Source organism: Halobacillus sp. B23F22_5 (assembly GCF_043497085.1).
In the GTDB taxonomy this organism is placed as follows: domain Bacteria; phylum Bacillota; class Bacilli; order Bacillales; family Halobacillaceae; genus Thalassobacillus.
The window spans coordinates 48,381-64,067 of record NZ_JBIEKI010000015.1; the positions used below are offsets into that span (position 1 = coordinate 48,381).

A 15,687-nucleotide genomic window follows, 5' to 3' on the forward strand; every position below is an offset into this window, starting at 1 on the left:
GACATTCCGGTAAACGGATGGCTGTCCCCTTCCAATTGGTAAGGCTTTCAAAGAGATAAAGGGAGGAAGAAAAATGGATTTATGGTTTTACGTCACGATTTTTATCATCGGTTTTGCAGGTTCATATGTATCAGGAATGGTAGGAATCGGCGGATCAATTATTAAATACCCAATGCTCTTATATATACCGCCTATGTTAGGTTTCGCTGCATTCACTGCCCATGAAGTTTCAGGAATCAGTGCAGTGCAAGTGTTTTTTGCCACTATTGCCGGTGCCTGGGCTTACCGTAAAGGTGGCTACTTGAACAAAGACTTGATTATTTATATGGGTGTAAGTATTCTGGTTGGTAGTTTCATCGGAAGTTATGGCTCCCGTTTCATGACGGAAGAAGGCATTCAAATCGTATATGGTATTTTAGCCTTGACTGCCGCGGTCATGATGTTCATTCCTAGAAAGAACAACGATGACATTCCACCTGATCAGGTGACATTCAGTAAAATGGTTGCAGCTGTTTCTGCTTTCATCGTTGGTGTAGCGGCAGGTATTGTCGGTGCTGCTGGTGCATTCCTGCTGGTTCCAATTATGTTGACGGTGCTTAAAATACCAACCCGTGTTACCATCGCAACTTCCCTGGCAATAACCTTCATTTCTTCGATCGGTTCCACTGTCGGTAAAGTGATGACCGGTCAGGTCGTTCTTGTACCAGCGATTATCATGATTATTGCCAGTCTGATCGCATCTCCACTTGGAGCAAAAGCAGGTCAGAAAGTGAATACCAAGTTATTACAAGGTATCCTTGCTGCTTTAATTGTCGGAACAGCCATTAAAATCTGGTGGGACGTATTACTGTAAAATAGATGTTTACAAAGTTTTGGAAATCTATTAAGCTACTAATAGATGAAAAAACTGCATAGCACGATTGAAGCACTAGGGGTGCGATTGAGCTGAGAGGAGTCACAAGACTCTGACCCTTAGAACCCGAACTGGATAATACCAGCGTGGGGAAGTGCAGAGATAAGGTGACACGAATCATTTTTATCAACAATAACCTTTGAACTGCATTCCCCGTGGATGCAGTTTTTTTGTTGTATAAAAAAGGAGGGGAATGTTCGTGTCCAATAAAGTATGTAAAGGAACAAGCAGAATTGCCGGGTGCCGCTTTTCGGTACACCCGATGACGGATGATTTCGTGAATGTCATTTTATCGGCTCTTGAGGAAGTCGATACCTCAAAGGTCTGGTTAGAGACGGATGATGTCAGCACGTGTGTGAGAGGGAAGATTCCGCATGTGTTCGATGTTACCGAAGCTATTTTTTCCCATGCTGCAAAGACTGGCCACCATGTAGCTTTTTCAGGAACTTTTTCTATCGGCTGCCCGGGTGATACGGATGGCGATGTCTATATGGCAGAAGACGATCGTAAATTAAACACCCCAACAGCGATAAACCAATATGCCGCTTGTGATTTTGCGCTGTATCCGCTTGGGTCTGACCGTTACATGGATCAGATTATGGAACAAATCGAAGCTGCCAAACAAAGAGGACTAACTGTCGAGGGTATCCACTATGCTACCAAGCTGAAAGGAGAAGCGGCTGACATTTTTACTACACTTGAAAACGCCTTCACGTCAACCCAGGAACATAACGATCATGTTGTGATGACGGCGTCCATTTCTGCGAACAGTCCATCCCATCAAAAGGGGGAAGACGATGAATAAGTGGAAAATGAGAGAAATAGTTGTCATGTCTGTACTTTCCGTTGTATTCGCAGTCGTTTATTTAGCGTTTCTTCCTGTCGGAAAGTTGCTGGTCGGATTTTTCGGTCCGATCGGTTACGATTTGATTTTTGGTATTTGGTTCATCATCTCCATTATCGCTGCCTATATTATCCGAAAGCCGGGCGCCGCATTTTTATCTGAAACGATTGCCGCCATTATTGAAGTAATGCTGGGGAATGCTGTCGGACCGATGCTGATCATTTCAGGGATGATCCAGGGACTAGGGGCTGAAGCGGTATTTGCCGCAACCAGATACCGGATGTACCACGTATGGGTGTTAATGGCCGCAGGGATGGGGTCAGCTGTGTTCAGTTTTGTCTGGGGCTACTTCCTGTCTGGCTATGCAGCACTTGCAACCACCTACGTTGCCGCCATGTTCATTGCCCGTTTGGTCAGTGGTGCAGTCATCGCCGGCCTGCTTGGAAAAGCAATCAGCGATGCGCTTGCGAAAACTGGCGTGCTGTACAACTTTGAGCTTGGCAAAGAGCATAGGAGAAATAAACATGGCGCCGCATGATAAACCTTTAGTGGAAGTGAATCAGCTCACATTACATTATGAAGAGACCAAATCTCCGACATTGAGCGGGATTGATTTTTGCTTATCTCACGGGGAAACTGCGCTGCTCCTTGGGCCAAGTGGGTGTGGGAAAAGCACGTTGACGTATTGCCTGAATGGTTTATACCCAGGGGAACTGGATGGAACTATGAAGGGCGAACGCTATTATCAAGGAGTGCCTTATGAAAAATTCGAAGCAGGTGAACTGAGCCAGCGGGTTGGAGTGGTTTTTCAGGATCCGGAAAGCCAGTTTTGTATGCTGACCGTCGAAGATGAAATAGCTTTCGGTTTGGAAAATTTGAAAACTGCTCCTGAGATAATCAGGGAAAAGGTGGATTGGGCTCTTGAAATGGTCGGTTTAGCAGAGGTGAAGAAAGCGGAAATCTCCACTTTATCCGGAGGGATGAAACAAAAATTAGCCCTGGCCTGTGTATTAGCCATGGAGCCTGAACTGTTGATTTTGGATGAACCGACTTCCTTGCTCGACCCACATGCCAGGCGTTCGTTTATTGAAACAGTAGTTACGTTGCAAAAAGAAAATGATTTCGCGTTATTAATTATCGAACATAATTTAGATGAATGGCTACCTTATGGCGATCGCTGTCTATTGATGAATCGTCACGGAAGAATATTTTATGATGGATCGATCGCTCAAGGTTTTTATCAACATTATGAAACCATCAGAAGCGAGGGGATTTGGATGCCTGAGCTTTTCCGGACAGCTCAGGAGTTGAGTGATCAAGGCTTGATCGAACTCTACGGGGAATATCCTGTCCATCTGGAATCCCTGACGGCAAAAATAAAACCAGAGACACTGGAAAACAAGCCTGCCGAGTTATCACCGGAGACTAAGCATATTGAGTCCTCACCAGAGATCCATCTATCTCTCCAAAACATCGGTTCTAAGCATATTCTTGAAGATATAACGATCGAAATAAAAGAGGGAGAATGGGCAGCTATTGTGGGTGCCAATGGTGCCGGGAAGACCACTCTTAGTCTGTTAATGGCAGGGCTTGTGCATCCCTCTTCAGGGAATATCCAGCTGAACGATAAAGCGATGGATAAATTCCGAGATCATTTGCTATGGCAGGAAATCGGATACGTCTTTCAAAACCCTGAACATCAATTTGTTGCTGATACAGTTTTTGAGGAGATTGCGTATGGCCTGCGTCTACAGGAAGTCCCGGAAGAAGTTGTGACTGAAAAGACAACACAGATGCTGGAAAGGTACCGTTTGCTTCCGCATGCCGACCGTCATCCCTATACCTTGAGTCAGGGGCAAAAGCGACGGTTGAGCATTGCCACTATGATGGTCGAGCACCAAAGCCTGTTGATTTTAGATGAACCAACTTTCGGTCAGGATGAGCAGGCAGCTAAAGAAGTCATCGATCTGCTGGAAGTGCGTAATCAAGCCGGCACCACCCTGGTGATGGTCACCCATGACATGGAGCTCGTCGATCAGCATGCCGATCATGTCATCGTATTGGAGAAGGGACAGGTGGCATTTGAAGGCAGCCCTGCTCAGTTATGGCAAAAAAATAATCGTTGGCTGGCGCAGCATCATTTGCAAAAACCTTTTCACGTGAGGCTTGAAGAAGCAGCAAGAAAGAGGGAGGGTCATTATGAATTTACAGGAACTCAATCCTAGCATGAAGGCGATAACGATTGTATTGGCAGTTTTCCTGCTGGCTTTTGTGTTCGACCCGATCACCCCGCTGCTGTTTTCTATTGGGGTAGTAATCCTCACATTTTTATTCGGGCGCGTGTCCTTGAAAAGCTGGTCTCTTTATTTTGTGCCATTCCTGATCATTGCTTTCGGTTTTTTCTGGACGACACTTATGTTCGCGGATGCCGGCAGCCAGGCAGGGACTATCTTTGACCTCGGATTTTTAACTTTTTCTCACTCAGACTTTCAATTAGCCATCTCGCTGGCATTGAGAGTACTTGGTTTTGCTTTGTTATCCTTATTGTTCATTCTGACGACAAATAAAACCGAATTTTTGCTCAGCCTGATGCAGCAATTGAAACTGTCTCCAAAAATTGCATATGGGGTGCTGGCTGGTTATCGATTTTTGCCGATGATGATGAACGAATGGAAAGCGATCCGGATGGCTCACCGCATCCGTGGCGTTCGCAGGGGCAAAGGTATAAGCGGATGGGTACAGGAGATGAAGCGCTATGTCATCCCGTTGTTAGCAAGCGCTATCCGGAAAGCCGAGCGGACAGCAATTGCCATGGAATCCAAGGGATTCACAGGGAGTAAAGAACGCACCTTTTACAGGAAAATGAAAGTAACTCCTAAAGATTGGGCATTCCTGGGAATCATGCTGTCTCTATATGGAGTAAGTGTCTATTGTTCTGTCCGGTGGGGATATTTCCAATGGTATGATGGGCAATTATAGATTTGTCACGGAATAATGGACTAGGAGAATTGCCAATATTTTTGAATGAAAGCTGAATTTTCAGGGTGGGGAAAGCCGCCAAACTGGAAATTCAGCTTTTTGACTGTGAGGAAGTAGTCCGGTTTACTAAATGTTTATCCCTAAGATCATGGAAGCTAGATTAAGGGTCTGTCCTCTATTAAAAAGGAAAAATCCCGCATCAGCGGGATTTCACAACTTAGAAACCGTTTGTTTTTCAATTGTACCGTGGATCGCTTCCCATTCCTCGCGCAGGACTCCCATACGGATGGCATCGTAATGTTTTCCTTCATAAATACGGCATTTCCGTATTCGGCCTTCTAATTTCAAGCCAAGTTTTTCTCCTACACGCATCATGCGCTCGTTCTTTGACCAGGTTGTTAAGCCGACACGAGCAAGGGGCATAACAGAAAACAAATGATCGATCCACAGAGTCAATGCTTCGGTGCCATACCCGCCATTCCAATATTCCGGACGGTAAATGCCTATCCCTACTTCAAGCCAGAGCGAGGCTTTGTGTTCCCAATAATAACTGACCGTTCCGACAATCTCCCCATCCACTTCAATGATCAGCCTTGAGTCTGGTTCATCGGGAGAGAGCCGCTCTTTTCTTGCCCGTTCGTAGCTTCGGTAGCTGTCCAGGGTATGGGGTTCGAGGGGATAATATGGGGCGTCCCACTTTTTCCATTCAGGGTCTTTATCTTTATAAATGAGTTTCCATAATTGCTCATGATCTTGTTCCTTGATGCTTCTTAACTTGACGCGCTTTCCAATTAGCAAGCTTTCTTTAGCGGTCATCCAGCCACCCCCAGGTTAATCCTTCATCTTCATCCTATCACACTTGACTATGCATTGAACCATCCAGAATTCATGTTTTGGATAGTAGCAGTTGGGTAATATTATTAGAAGTTAAAGGAAGAAGCAGGAAGGGTTTTTATATGTTGAAATTAACCGCTTATACAAAACAAGGTGAACTGATTGAGGACAATTCTCTCGAACCATTGAAATCAAACGATATTAGATGGTATTGGGTGGATTTCGATCAGCCAAGTGAAGACGAAACGGATCTCCTTGACAGTTATTTTGACTTTCACCCGCTGGCAATCGAAGACTGTATTCATGACCTGCAGCGGCCGAAGATGGATTACTATGATGATCATACCTTGATCGTCATCCATGCCATTGATGCCAAAGAACTTAAAAAACAGGAAATCGATATCTTTTTTGGTGAAGACTTTATTATTACGTATCATAAGCAGGAATTGCCGGTATTGGATCATATCATCCGGATGGTCAAGAAAAAACAGCCGACCTGGGATGAATACTATGTATTACATTACATCTTTGATGCCGTCGTCGATAATTATTTTCCGATTGTTTATGAAATTGAAGATCATATCAACGAAATCGAAGATAATACGAAAAATCTTTCCATCGATAAGCTGCTGGAGCAAATGTTCGACCGGCGCAGTGAACTGCTGACCATGCGGCAGACTGTCCATCCGATGCGTGAATTGTTGTATCGTATCCTCAACTCTCAGCATCTCGATGGCGTGAAACAGGGGAAAGAGTATTTCGCAGATGTGCATGATCACTTGATCAAATTAGCAGATGTGATTGCTTCCAATCGTGACTTGACGCAGGACATCCGGGACAGCTACTTATCGTTAACCTCCCACCAGCAAAACAAAACAATGCAGGTGCTGACGGTCATTTCCGTGATTTTCATGCCGCTGACTTTCATTGTAGGTGTGTATGGAATGAACTTCGAGTATATGCCGGAGCTGGATGAACGATATGCTTATCCAATCATTTGGGTAATCATGGTTGTGTTGTCTGTAGCGATGATTATCTGGTTTAAACGCAAAGGCTGGTTCAGTTAAACCGGCTCCCTGAACTTGAATGAACAAGGTGCCCGTTTCCTTACAGAAGGAAGCGGGCACCTTTTTTGCGGGTTGCATCTAGCTCCAGCGCCTACCCCCTCGAGGTCTTAAGCCAATCCTCTCTGTGACAGAGAACGTCACGGCGAGGCTTGGCTTAAGCTTGTCGGGGGTGAGCAAGGCGCTTGCGCTTTTGTTGGTCCGATAAAAAGTTCAGTCCAAAGGCTGAAGTATAATCACTCCGCTGGCTGTTATGGAAAAGTTGAAAACTACCTATAATTAGACTTAGAAAAGCAAACGGAGGAGATAAACATGAACTTCTTAAAAAAATGGATCGAGAAAACGAAACCTAACCCGTATCGTGATGTCTGGCTCGAAATGCAAAGACGGCACATTTGATTGGTAAAAAAATTAAAAAAAGGATGTGAGATTATGTATTTCAATGAATATGAACTTTCTAAACAAGTTGAAACTCGCCGTCCCCGATAGCGTCCAGCCCGCTTGATAAAAATTCAAGTGGGCTTTTCCATGTGTGCATGTCCGATACTCTCCTTGCATAAGATGCAGTGGGGGGAATTACAGATGCATTCTTCAATGATATTGTTGATCGTAACCTTATCACTCGTAACTTTTATGGTTATTTTTAAATTAAGAAAACTTGAAAAAGAAAGTCGCCATCATGCTGTCAGTACTGCTGTCATCATCGTGGTCACCTTATATGTGAGCAGTCTGTTATCTTTATTCTTATCATCTATCGTTGTTGTACTCGTGACAGGGGTAGTAATTGCCGGCTTACTAAGCCTTGCCTTCGGTTTCAAAGATACTCTCCAGTGGCCTGCAATTATTCATGGGTTGATGGCTGCTCTGATGGGCTGGATGGTCATAATGATGTTAGGGACAGAAGAAAAAGTTCAATATTTGGAGATTTTATCACTAATTTCTTTCATGTTAATGACTGGCTGGCTGTTCCTATCCCTGGCAAAAGAAAGCGAGTCGTATAACAAATTATTTTTGTTCTGTTTTGTGGTCCTTGTCTTTCATGAATTTTTAAGAAATATCGTCTGGCCGGTATAAGAGTAAACAACAAAGATAGCCCCCTCCGAACCGGAGGTGCTATGTTTGTTGTTTAAACCCTCCCAATGTACATCGTTAGATATGGTTAATCCCTGGGGAAATCGGTTGTTTAGACACCAATTGGATAGGGAATATTTCTAATATTATGAACATATTAGGGAGGTATCCTAAAAGTGAGCGATCCTATCGAAATTTCCAGGATAACGATCATACAAGAGGAACGACCGAACCGCCGTGCTTATATTGCAGATTTTGAAGAGCCAATTCATTATGGTGTGCACGGTGGAGTCAAGGATTTTTACAAGGCTGTTCCTGAAACAGAACATCCATCCACTTTGGATCACATTGTTTCAGCAGCAGGCGGCTGACTTACGGGAACATTATCTGGCGCGCTGGAGGCGCGTAAAATACCAACGTTTCCTGATAAACTGCGAGGCAGCTTCGAGGGAGTAATTGAAGCACCGGATGGGGTGTTGAAAATTACGAAAATCCGCTGTCATTATCAATTAAAAATACCGGAAGGAAAGCGTGATGCGGCTGAAAGAGCTTTAGCTGTATTCGAGCAAAGTTGTCCGGTTGCTCAAACCCTGAAGGGGTGCGTACAATTTGAGCATGATTGGGATATTGAAGAAATATAAAGGTTAGCAAATCAAAAGACCGCTCTGCTGAGGCTGAGCGGTCTTTTGATTTGGCAGACTTCCAAATTAAGCCCGGATTATTTTTTCAAAATATCATGATCGACGTAGCGTTCGCCGTTCAATTCACTAATGACGTTGATAGCCACATGAGCCCCATGCCCGGAAGTGATGATGGTATGGACACTTACTCCTGCAACGGTACCTGCTGCCCAGACATTTTTCTTATCTGTCTTGCCCTGAGGGTCTGCTTTGATCACCTTCGCTACCCGTGGTTCGCTTCCTTCTTCAACTGTCAGACCGAATTCTTCTGCTAGTTTAGCGGACATACCGGTCGCAAAAATAACATGTGTCGCTTCATAGCTTCCGTTTTCTGTTTTTACCGTATAACCGGAGACGCTTTCTTCGATAGCGGTTACTTCTTCATCTTTGAGGTCAGCCCCGAATTTTTTCGCTTGTTCCTGGCCGGTTTTCAAAAGTTCCGGGCCTTCGATTTCTTTTACCCCGTAATGGTTTTCCACCCAGGCTTTTGCTGTAATGCTTTTCCCATGGTCGAACATCACTGTGTTTTTTCCTGCTTTTGCTGCAAACAAAGCGGCACTAGCGCCGGCTGGACCTGCACCAATAATTGCAATATCAAACATAAACCTCTCTCCTTTGTGTAAGCGTATTCTTTTCTTATTATAACGAACCATGTTTTTATTGGAAAATATTAACCCTTAAGAGCATGAACAACGCCCGGCTGGATATCCAGCCGGGCGTTGTTCTTAAGATGGAGAAAAGGATGATTTATGTGATAATCCCCTCTTCAGAGGAGTTATCGCTGAGAGCGTGTTTCAAAAGAATAATTTTATATGATACCGAATAAATCAATGTTTCATAGCTGCTACGCTGTAATCAATCTATTTACCAATTCATGATTTATACCACAATAGAAATTTGTTCGTCTTCCATGGAGGCACTGTACTTCACGCGTTGATCCGACTGCTTGATATGTTTACTTAAAATATTCTGCAGTATTTGATAAGCAAATTCTGCGTTGTCGCCATCAATAATCATTTTGATAGGCTTCTTTGTGTTGGCCAGTAAAAAGAAGGACATTAGCTTTGGCATAATGGTTACATCGGCAATCAGTTGATCCTGATGCAAATAAATTTCATAATCACTGTTACTTACAAATTTATGGATATCTATAATTTCTGATGTAGTTACCGCCTGGTTCAAATGTACTTGATAGGATGTTAGTTCTTTCAATCTAATCACCTCATATTTTATTTGTTGCTTTTTGTTGTGTTGGTAAAAAGTTACCCTGCATGAGCGGATGTCAAACGTCGATAGTGGTAAATAGTACTATCTACCTGTATATCGCGAGAAGCCGTAACCCTTTCTAATAAGTTCGCATAAAATTCAAGGAGTGAAACATGCGTACATCTTTATATGTTCTCTCTTTCACAAAGGCGTTTAAAGTCTTGTAGCAAGGGCATAGATATAATAACTTGTTCAACTGCAAACAACATGCTATATTTGTCTATAAAAAAATTCAGGCGGAGGGGTTTCTATGTCGAAGGTAACATTAGAGACGATATTCAAACATCGCGTGACACAGAAATATCTGCAACGATCGGGTGTCAATCATGCCGTCTCCGTTGCATATAATGCATTCGACCTTGCCGCAGAGCGGGGAGTTAGCGTCGATTTAGCCTCTAAAGCGGCATTGCTTCATGATATGGGACATTACGAATGGTATCGTGATGGAAAATGGGATTATGAGGAATACCGGCGTCATGATATCCATGCGATCAAAGGAGCGGAGCGTGCCCACAAACTATTGATTCGTCTTGGTGAGGACCGTCTGGTGGCAAAAGAAGTGTCGCTGGCGGTACTCCTTCACACGGACAGTTATCTGCCATTTGACGTGGATGGCAAACGGACGGAACTACAAAAAGTGGTGGCAGAGGCTGATACGATGGACGAACAGCCCGGCGGGATGCATCACTACAAAGAAATGTCACGCCAGGAAGCAATCAAGCTGCTGCGAAAGCTGGATAAAAAGATTGCTGATCATCAGTCAGGAGATGCCCGGCATCTAACAACAGGATAAATAGTATAACTTATTTCAGAAATAGGCTTTACTTTTATCGAGTCTTTATATATAATTTCCTTTGTAAGAAAAATTTCTCAGAAAGCGAGGTCGAATCCAATGAAAAATATCACTCTTTACTTCCATCAATTAAATAAAGCGATACGATCGACCTCAGCTGAGCGGTAAGTTTTAATATTCTGACTATCATGAAAATGTGCATATCAGCCACAGGTCGATCATAGGATTGACTTGTGGTTTTTTTAATGAACGTATGTCTAACTGTCTATTTTTGCAGTTTAATGGGCATGCTTGTTAAAAGCCACGGGATTCTCCTGTGGCTTTTTATTATGCGTCCAGTTCCAGCGCCTACCCCCTCGAGGTCTTAAGTCAATCCTCTTTGTGACAAAAACCCTCACGACGAGGCTTGTCTTAAGCTTGTCGGGGGTGAGCAAGGCGCTTGCACTTTTGTACGTGCGTAAAAGGGTGTTGCTAACATCCTTTACTATAAATATCAACTTTTAGGAGGTGAGTGTTATGACGATTCCATTTTTCATATTCACTATCAGAATTGAAAAAAGAAAAAAAGTGAAGGGGACAAAAGATCCGAAGTACCATCGAACACCGGAAGAAGAATTGTTCGACCGTAAAATGATGTATTTATCAAAATTCTAAACCAAAGGGAGAGGAGTGACTAACATGAAAGAATACTTGATGAATTTTGCAGGCTGGTCGCAAGAGGAGATGGATTCGGATTAGAGATTCCCTGATAGAAGGGAGGTAAAAACATGAGACTTAATATGTTATTTTTTACGATTATCATTCAAAAACAACCACGTGAAGTGCTTAAAAGAAAAGAGCAACACCAACAAACAATCAGTAAGCGTATCGAAGATGTCAAACTGAAACATTTTCAACTATAACTAAAAAACAACAGAAAGGATGAGTTACGATGATGAAGTTGATAAGGTTCATGGAATGGTTGAATGTGGAGAAGGATAGTGCCTAGCTGGAATGATGAAACGATCGGAAGGGGAAATTCTTTATGAAATTAAGTATATTATTTTTCAATATCTCTATTGTCAAACGCCCGGAGCATGAAATAGTCAAAGAAGAACTGCATAAACAACAAGTGCAGCGGAGATTGGAAAATATCAAATTAAAACAAATCAATTATTGATAGTAAGAAGGCGGGATCCAGAACTGATGGATCCCGCCTTCTTTTTACATTTCTTATCGAAACAGTTAATTACAATTAGAAAAAGCTTGGAATATCACTTTCCGCAGTCGGGTAGCCCCAGAGCACAGACTTCAAATCATGTTTCGTCAGCCCTTTTTGGATAGCTAATGTAAAGATATTAACGAGGTGCTCGGCTTCACTTGATAAAAAATGTGCCCCGAGAATTTCCCCTGTAGCAGGGTTCAGCAATATTTTCACATAAGCTCCTGGCTCTTTCGTTCGTTGGTACGTAAAAAATTTCGTGATGGTTTTTGACTCGGATTCGTATGGGATATTCTTTTCACGTGCTTCCTGCTGGCTTAATCCTACCGAAGCAAGTGCAGGGTAGGTGAAAACGATGGAAGGTACCGGTTTTTGTTCAGGGGCCATGGTTTCGTCATCCAGCATATGACTGACCAGGCGTGTTCCTTCTTCTCCTGCAGACGGGGTAAGTGGTGGAAGCCCGGTATCTGCACAGTCTCCCGCTGCGTATATGTGCTGGTGTGGCTTTGATTGCTGGTTTTCGTTCACTTTGATTCCTTGTTTCGAAAATTCGATACCCGCATTGGCAAGTTCCAGGTGATCGATATTGGGGGCTCGTCCAGCGCCATGGAACACCATATCTGCTTTTAATGCATGTTCGTGATTGAATTTTTTCACATCTATTTTATAACCGGAGTCGAGTTTTGTAACTTTTGTCACTTCGGTGCTGGTGTGGATTTCCACACCTAAATCTTTCGTGTGCTCGATCAGTTTGTTGGTCATCTCAAAATCATGATTTTCCAGAACGTTACGGCCACGATGGACAATGATGACGTCTTTTCCCAGACGTGCTGCCAGCTGAGCGAACTCAAACGAAATGTAGCCTCCTCCCACGAACAAAAGGCGGTCTGGCAATTCTTCCATCTCTAAAAATTGCTCACTGGTAACCAAATGTTCAAATCCCTCAAAAGGAAGGTCTGCTGGTTTGGCCCCAGTAGCTATCACTATATATTTAGCTGTCACATTGTGTTCCCCGATTTTTAAGGTGTGGGGATCCAGGAAGCTTGCAGTGCCATGGTATCGCCTGATTCCTAATGAGTTGAACTTCTCTTCTGTACCTTCAGGGATCGGTTCGGTGAATTTCTTTTTAAATGCCTGCAGGTCTTTCCAGTTTAAAGTTACGTCTCCATCTAATCCTAAACCTTTCACCCGTTTGGCATCGTCAACGATTTTACTGATTCCGGCCATCACTTTCTTCGGGTCACACCCACGCTGTGGACATGTACCACCGTATTGCCGTTCGTCAACAATAGCCACTTCCAGGCCGGCTTTCTGAGCTTTTGTTGCTACCGTACTGCCAGCTACACCGGTACCGATGACGATCACATCGTATGTAGTGTTCATGTTCCATCCCTCCAACAATCCTTTTAATAATAATCTACCCCTAAATGCCCAAGAAAAAACAGCTGCTACAGGTCTAAAGAGTTCATGAAACGTTAAAATTTCACCGTTCGGAAGGAAGATAACGGCTGTTATAATGAGGGAAATGCTGCTATGAATCATAACTTTACAAAATAAAGCAGATTTACGTTAGAATGACAGATAAGAAGAATTACCAATAGATGGGTCAAAGGGAAAGGATTGTTTTACTAATGAAATTCGATCGCAAACCAATTCCGGTAACGGATGCAGTAGCAAAAGTCATGGAGTATGAACAATTCGGTGGTTGGGAAGAGGTGGCTATCGACCAGTGTGAAAATAGAATCTTAGCCGAAGAAATTACCGCCTCACACCCAATCCCGCCTTTTAATAAATCACCTTATGATGGATTTGCACTTAAGGCAGAAGATACAGCTGAAGCCGGCTCGGACAAGCCTGTGACTTTCCGGGTCATCGAACAAGTGGGGGCAGGGCACCAGTCCAGCCGTGCGATTGAACAAGGGGAAGCCGTTCGCATCATGACTGGCGCAGAAATCCCGGAAGGCGCTGACTGTGTCGCCATGTTTGAAATCTGTCAGACCTTTGAAGAAGATGGTATGGATTATATGACGATCAAGCGGCAAATGGAAAAGGGACAGAACATCATCGAAAAAGGTTCGGAAACGTCACTCGGTGATGTGCTCGTTAACAAAGGGACACGAATTAATCCTGGCGTAAAAGCGTTGCTTGCAACCTTTGGTTATCCTACTGTGAAGGTGGGCAAAAAGCCGGTGATCGGATTGTTTGCGACAGGTACGGAATTACTGGATGTCGATGAAGACCTACAGCCGGGGAAAATCAGAAATTCGAACGCTTATATGATAGCTGCCCAAATCGAGCGGGCGGGCGGCCATGTAAAATATTATGGCAAGCTGGAAGATGATTTCGATACGTGTTATCAGGCTGTTTCCAGAGCTTTTTCTGAAGTGGATGCTTTAATTACTACAGGTGGGGTTTCTGTCGGGGATTTTGATTTAATGCCGGACATTTATGAAAAATTAGGCGCAGAAGTGTTATTCAATAAAATAGCCATGCGCCCGGGCAGTGTCACTACTGTAGCTGAGAAAGATGGCAAGCTATTATTTGGTCTTTCCGGCAACCCTTCTGCTTGTTATGTAGGGTTTGAATTATACGCATATCCGGTCATCCAGAGGTTTGCCGGAGTGGCAAAACCTTATCACCGGAAAATTGACGCTGTCCTCGGCAAAGATTTTCCAAAACCGAATCCATTTACGAGGTTTGTCCGTGGATTTATCCATTACGAAGACGGGAAAGTACTTGTAAGTCCCGCAGGTATGGACAAATCAGCAGTTGTCACTACACTGGCGAACACAGATGCACTAATTATGCTTCCTGGTGGCACAAGAGGCTTTGAAGCCGGGGATGCCGTCCAGGCGATTTTGCTTGAAGATCCTTCCGGTCAGGCAGCATTCGAATAGCTCCCTAACCAGGGGAGTAAAGGAGAAGTGATTTTATCATGACAGACACACAATATATCAGGGACCGGTTGAACCGCCCGATGAAAGACCTGCGGATTTCGGTCATCGACCAGTGTAACTTCCGTTGCACGTACTGTATGCCAGCCGAAATCTTTGGGGAGGATTATAAATTTTTACCGTTCAAAGAGCTGTTAAGCTTCGATGAAATCGTACGGCTGGTGGAGATTTTCGCTAAATTTGGTACGGAAAAAATCCGGATTACCGGAGGTGAGCCTTTACTCCGAAAGAATCTCGATCAGCTGATCAAACGGTTGTATGCGATTGACGGCATCAAAGATATTGCGATTACAACCAATGGTGTGTTTCTGACTAAACAGGCGAAGAAATTGAAAGAAGCAGGCCTCGATCGTGTTAACTTGAGCCTTGATGCGATAGAAGATGATGTGTTCAAAGAAATTAACGGCCGCGGAGTCAAGACAAAGCCTGTCCTCAAGGGGATTGAAGCAGCCCAGGAAGCAGGCCTGCAGGTAAAAATCAATATGGTTGTGAAAAAAGGATTAAATGACAGCCAGATCCTTCCTATGGCACACTATTTCAAAGGGACCGATGTTATCCTCCGGTTCATTGAGTTCATGGATGTCGGCAACCATAACGGATGGAACATGGACACCGTGGTTTCTAAACAGGAGATCGTTGACCGTATCAGCGCAGAAATGCCGCTTGAACCGGCAGAACAGAATTATTATGGGGAAGTTGCTTCCCGTTACCGCTATGTAGATGGCGGAGGAGAAATCGGGGTCATATCTTCCGTGACGGATTCCTTCTGCGGAAGCTGCACGAGAATCCGCTTGTCTGCGGATGGGAAATTATATACGTGCCTGTTTGCGACCACAGGCTATGATATCAAAACACCACTGCGTGAACATGCCAGCGACCATCAACTGATACTTGAATTAATCAAGCTATGGAGTGGGCGGACAGACCGCTATTCGGATGAACGCGCAGAAGGCAAGCCGCTCAAACGGGAAAAAATCGAAATGTCCTACATCGGCGGGTAACACCTTTTTCTATCACACGGTAATAACACAAAAAAGCTTAGAGCACCTATAAGGCTCTAAGCTTTACTTATGAAGCACACAACTCCA

At 43.9% G+C, this 15,687-nt stretch carries 18 protein-coding genes, 1 pseudogene and 1 riboswitch; of the genes and pseudogenes, 15 read left to right on the forward strand and 4 right to left on the reverse strand.

The features are described 5' to 3' along the window. Positions 1–73 precede the first annotated feature (73 nt). From ACGTN9_RS16400 to ACGTN9_RS16420, 5 genes are all read left to right on the forward strand, one after another. A complete protein-coding gene (locus ACGTN9_RS16400) occupies positions 74–853 on the forward strand; it encodes a sulfite exporter TauE/SafE family protein (protein WP_499594666.1) in 780 nt (259 codons plus the stop codon). A gap of 67 nt (positions 854–920) precedes the next feature. Next, positions 921–1,023: riboswitch (TPP riboswitch) on the forward strand. A gap of 89 nt (positions 1,024–1,112) precedes the next feature. Next, positions 1,113–1,718 carry a YkoF family thiamine/hydroxymethylpyrimidine-binding protein gene (locus tag ACGTN9_RS16405; protein WP_499594668.1) on the forward strand — a complete coding sequence of 202 codons (606 nt, stop codon included), beginning with the start codon at positions 1,113–1,115 and terminating at the stop codon, positions 1,716–1,718. Continuing rightward, the gene (locus tag ACGTN9_RS16410) at positions 1,711–2,295 is read left to right on the forward strand and encodes an ECF transporter S component (RefSeq protein WP_499594670.1); all 585 of its coding nucleotides are present in this window, start codon (positions 1,711–1,713) and stop codon (positions 2,293–2,295) included. The genes ACGTN9_RS16405 and ACGTN9_RS16410 overlap by 8 nt, the downstream gene beginning before the upstream one ends. Next, on the forward strand, positions 2,282–3,982 hold the full coding sequence (locus ACGTN9_RS16415) for an ABC transporter ATP-binding protein (RefSeq protein WP_499594672.1): 1,701 nt from the start codon (positions 2,282–2,284) through the stop codon (positions 3,980–3,982). Before ACGTN9_RS16410 ends, ACGTN9_RS16415 begins: the two co-directional genes overlap by 14 nt. After that, positions 3,957–4,736 carry an energy-coupling factor transporter transmembrane component T family protein gene (locus ACGTN9_RS16420; protein WP_499594674.1) on the forward strand — a complete coding sequence of 260 codons (780 nt, stop codon included), beginning with the start codon at positions 3,957–3,959 and terminating at the stop codon, positions 4,734–4,736. Before ACGTN9_RS16415 ends, ACGTN9_RS16420 begins: the two co-directional genes overlap by 26 nt. 210 nt (positions 4,737–4,946) lie before the next feature. Here the strand turns inward: ACGTN9_RS16420 and ACGTN9_RS16425 are convergent, their stop codons facing one another. Further along, positions 4,947–5,552 (reverse strand): GNAT family N-acetyltransferase, encoded by a 606-nt coding sequence (locus tag ACGTN9_RS16425; RefSeq protein WP_499594677.1) that lies wholly within the window; start codon positions 5,550–5,552, stop codon positions 4,947–4,949. A gap of 140 nt (positions 5,553–5,692) precedes the next feature. Between ACGTN9_RS16425 and corA the strand changes: the two genes are divergently transcribed. From corA to ACGTN9_RS16445, 4 genes and pseudogenes are all read left to right on the forward strand, one after another. Then, positions 5,693–6,637 (forward strand): magnesium/cobalt transporter CorA, encoded by a 945-nt coding sequence (gene corA / locus ACGTN9_RS16430; protein ID WP_499594680.1) that lies wholly within the window; start codon positions 5,693–5,695, stop codon positions 6,635–6,637. A 579-nt stretch (positions 6,638–7,216) separates the two neighbouring features. Beyond that, positions 7,217–7,708, forward strand: coding sequence for a hypothetical protein (locus ACGTN9_RS16435; protein ID WP_499594684.1), 492 nt, complete (start codon positions 7,217–7,219; stop codon positions 7,706–7,708). A gap of 173 nt (positions 7,709–7,881) precedes the next feature. Further along, a complete protein-coding gene (locus tag ACGTN9_RS16440; RefSeq protein WP_499594686.1) occupies positions 7,882–8,076 on the forward strand; it encodes a hypothetical protein in 195 nt (64 codons plus the stop codon). A gap of 21 nt (positions 8,077–8,097) precedes the next feature. Continuing rightward, positions 8,098–8,346, forward strand: a pseudogene (locus ACGTN9_RS16445) (OsmC family protein); the annotation flags it as partial. 77 nt (positions 8,347–8,423) lie between these two features. On the opposite strand, the gene ACGTN9_RS16450 reads toward ACGTN9_RS16445, so the two are convergent. Next, positions 8,424–8,987 (reverse strand): FAD-dependent oxidoreductase, encoded by a 564-nt coding sequence (locus ACGTN9_RS16450; RefSeq protein WP_499594689.1) that lies wholly within the window; start codon positions 8,985–8,987, stop codon positions 8,424–8,426. 277 nt (positions 8,988–9,264) lie between these two features. Then, on the reverse strand, positions 9,265–9,597 hold the full coding sequence (locus ACGTN9_RS16455) for a hypothetical protein (protein WP_499594691.1): 333 nt from the start codon (positions 9,595–9,597) through the stop codon (positions 9,265–9,267). Between the two features lie 304 nt (positions 9,598–9,901). Between ACGTN9_RS16455 and ACGTN9_RS16460 the strand changes: the two genes are divergently transcribed. The 4 genes from ACGTN9_RS16460 (at position 9,902) to ACGTN9_RS16475 (ending at position 11,603) form a co-directional block, all read left to right on the forward strand. Then, positions 9,902–10,444: an HD domain-containing protein gene (locus ACGTN9_RS16460; RefSeq protein WP_499594699.1), complete on the forward strand. Its 543-nt coding sequence runs from the start codon at positions 9,902–9,904 to the stop codon at positions 10,442–10,444. Between the two features lie 516 nt (positions 10,445–10,960). Further along, entirely contained in the window at positions 10,961–11,098 is a 138-nt protein-coding gene (locus ACGTN9_RS16465) for a hypothetical protein (RefSeq protein ID WP_176791576.1), read from the forward strand. Between the two features lie 113 nt (positions 11,099–11,211). Further along, positions 11,212–11,346, forward strand: a complete 135-nt coding sequence (locus tag ACGTN9_RS16470) for a hypothetical protein (protein ID WP_499594702.1) — start codon at positions 11,212–11,214, stop codon at positions 11,344–11,346. A 122-nt stretch (positions 11,347–11,468) separates the two neighbouring features. Further along, positions 11,469–11,603, forward strand: a complete 135-nt coding sequence (locus ACGTN9_RS16475; RefSeq protein WP_499594704.1) for a hypothetical protein — start codon at positions 11,469–11,471, stop codon at positions 11,601–11,603. A gap of 75 nt (positions 11,604–11,678) precedes the next feature. Here ACGTN9_RS16475 and ACGTN9_RS16480 read toward each other — a convergent pair whose 3' ends face one another. Next, positions 11,679–13,028: a dihydrolipoyl dehydrogenase family protein gene (locus ACGTN9_RS16480; protein WP_499594707.1), complete on the reverse strand. Its 1,350-nt coding sequence runs from the start codon at positions 13,026–13,028 to the stop codon at positions 11,679–11,681. A 248-nt stretch (positions 13,029–13,276) separates the two neighbouring features. On the opposite strand from ACGTN9_RS16480, the gene ACGTN9_RS16485 reads away from it, so the two are divergent. Next, complete coding sequence (locus ACGTN9_RS16485) at positions 13,277–14,542, forward strand: molybdopterin molybdotransferase MoeA (RefSeq protein WP_499594709.1); 1,266 nt, start codon at positions 13,277–13,279, stop codon at positions 14,540–14,542. 38 nt (positions 14,543–14,580) lie between these two features. Continuing rightward, positions 14,581–15,600, forward strand: coding sequence for a GTP 3',8-cyclase MoaA (moaA, locus tag ACGTN9_RS16490; RefSeq protein ID WP_499594712.1), 1,020 nt, complete (start codon positions 14,581–14,583; stop codon positions 15,598–15,600). The last annotated feature ends 87 nt before the right edge of the window (positions 15,601–15,687 follow it).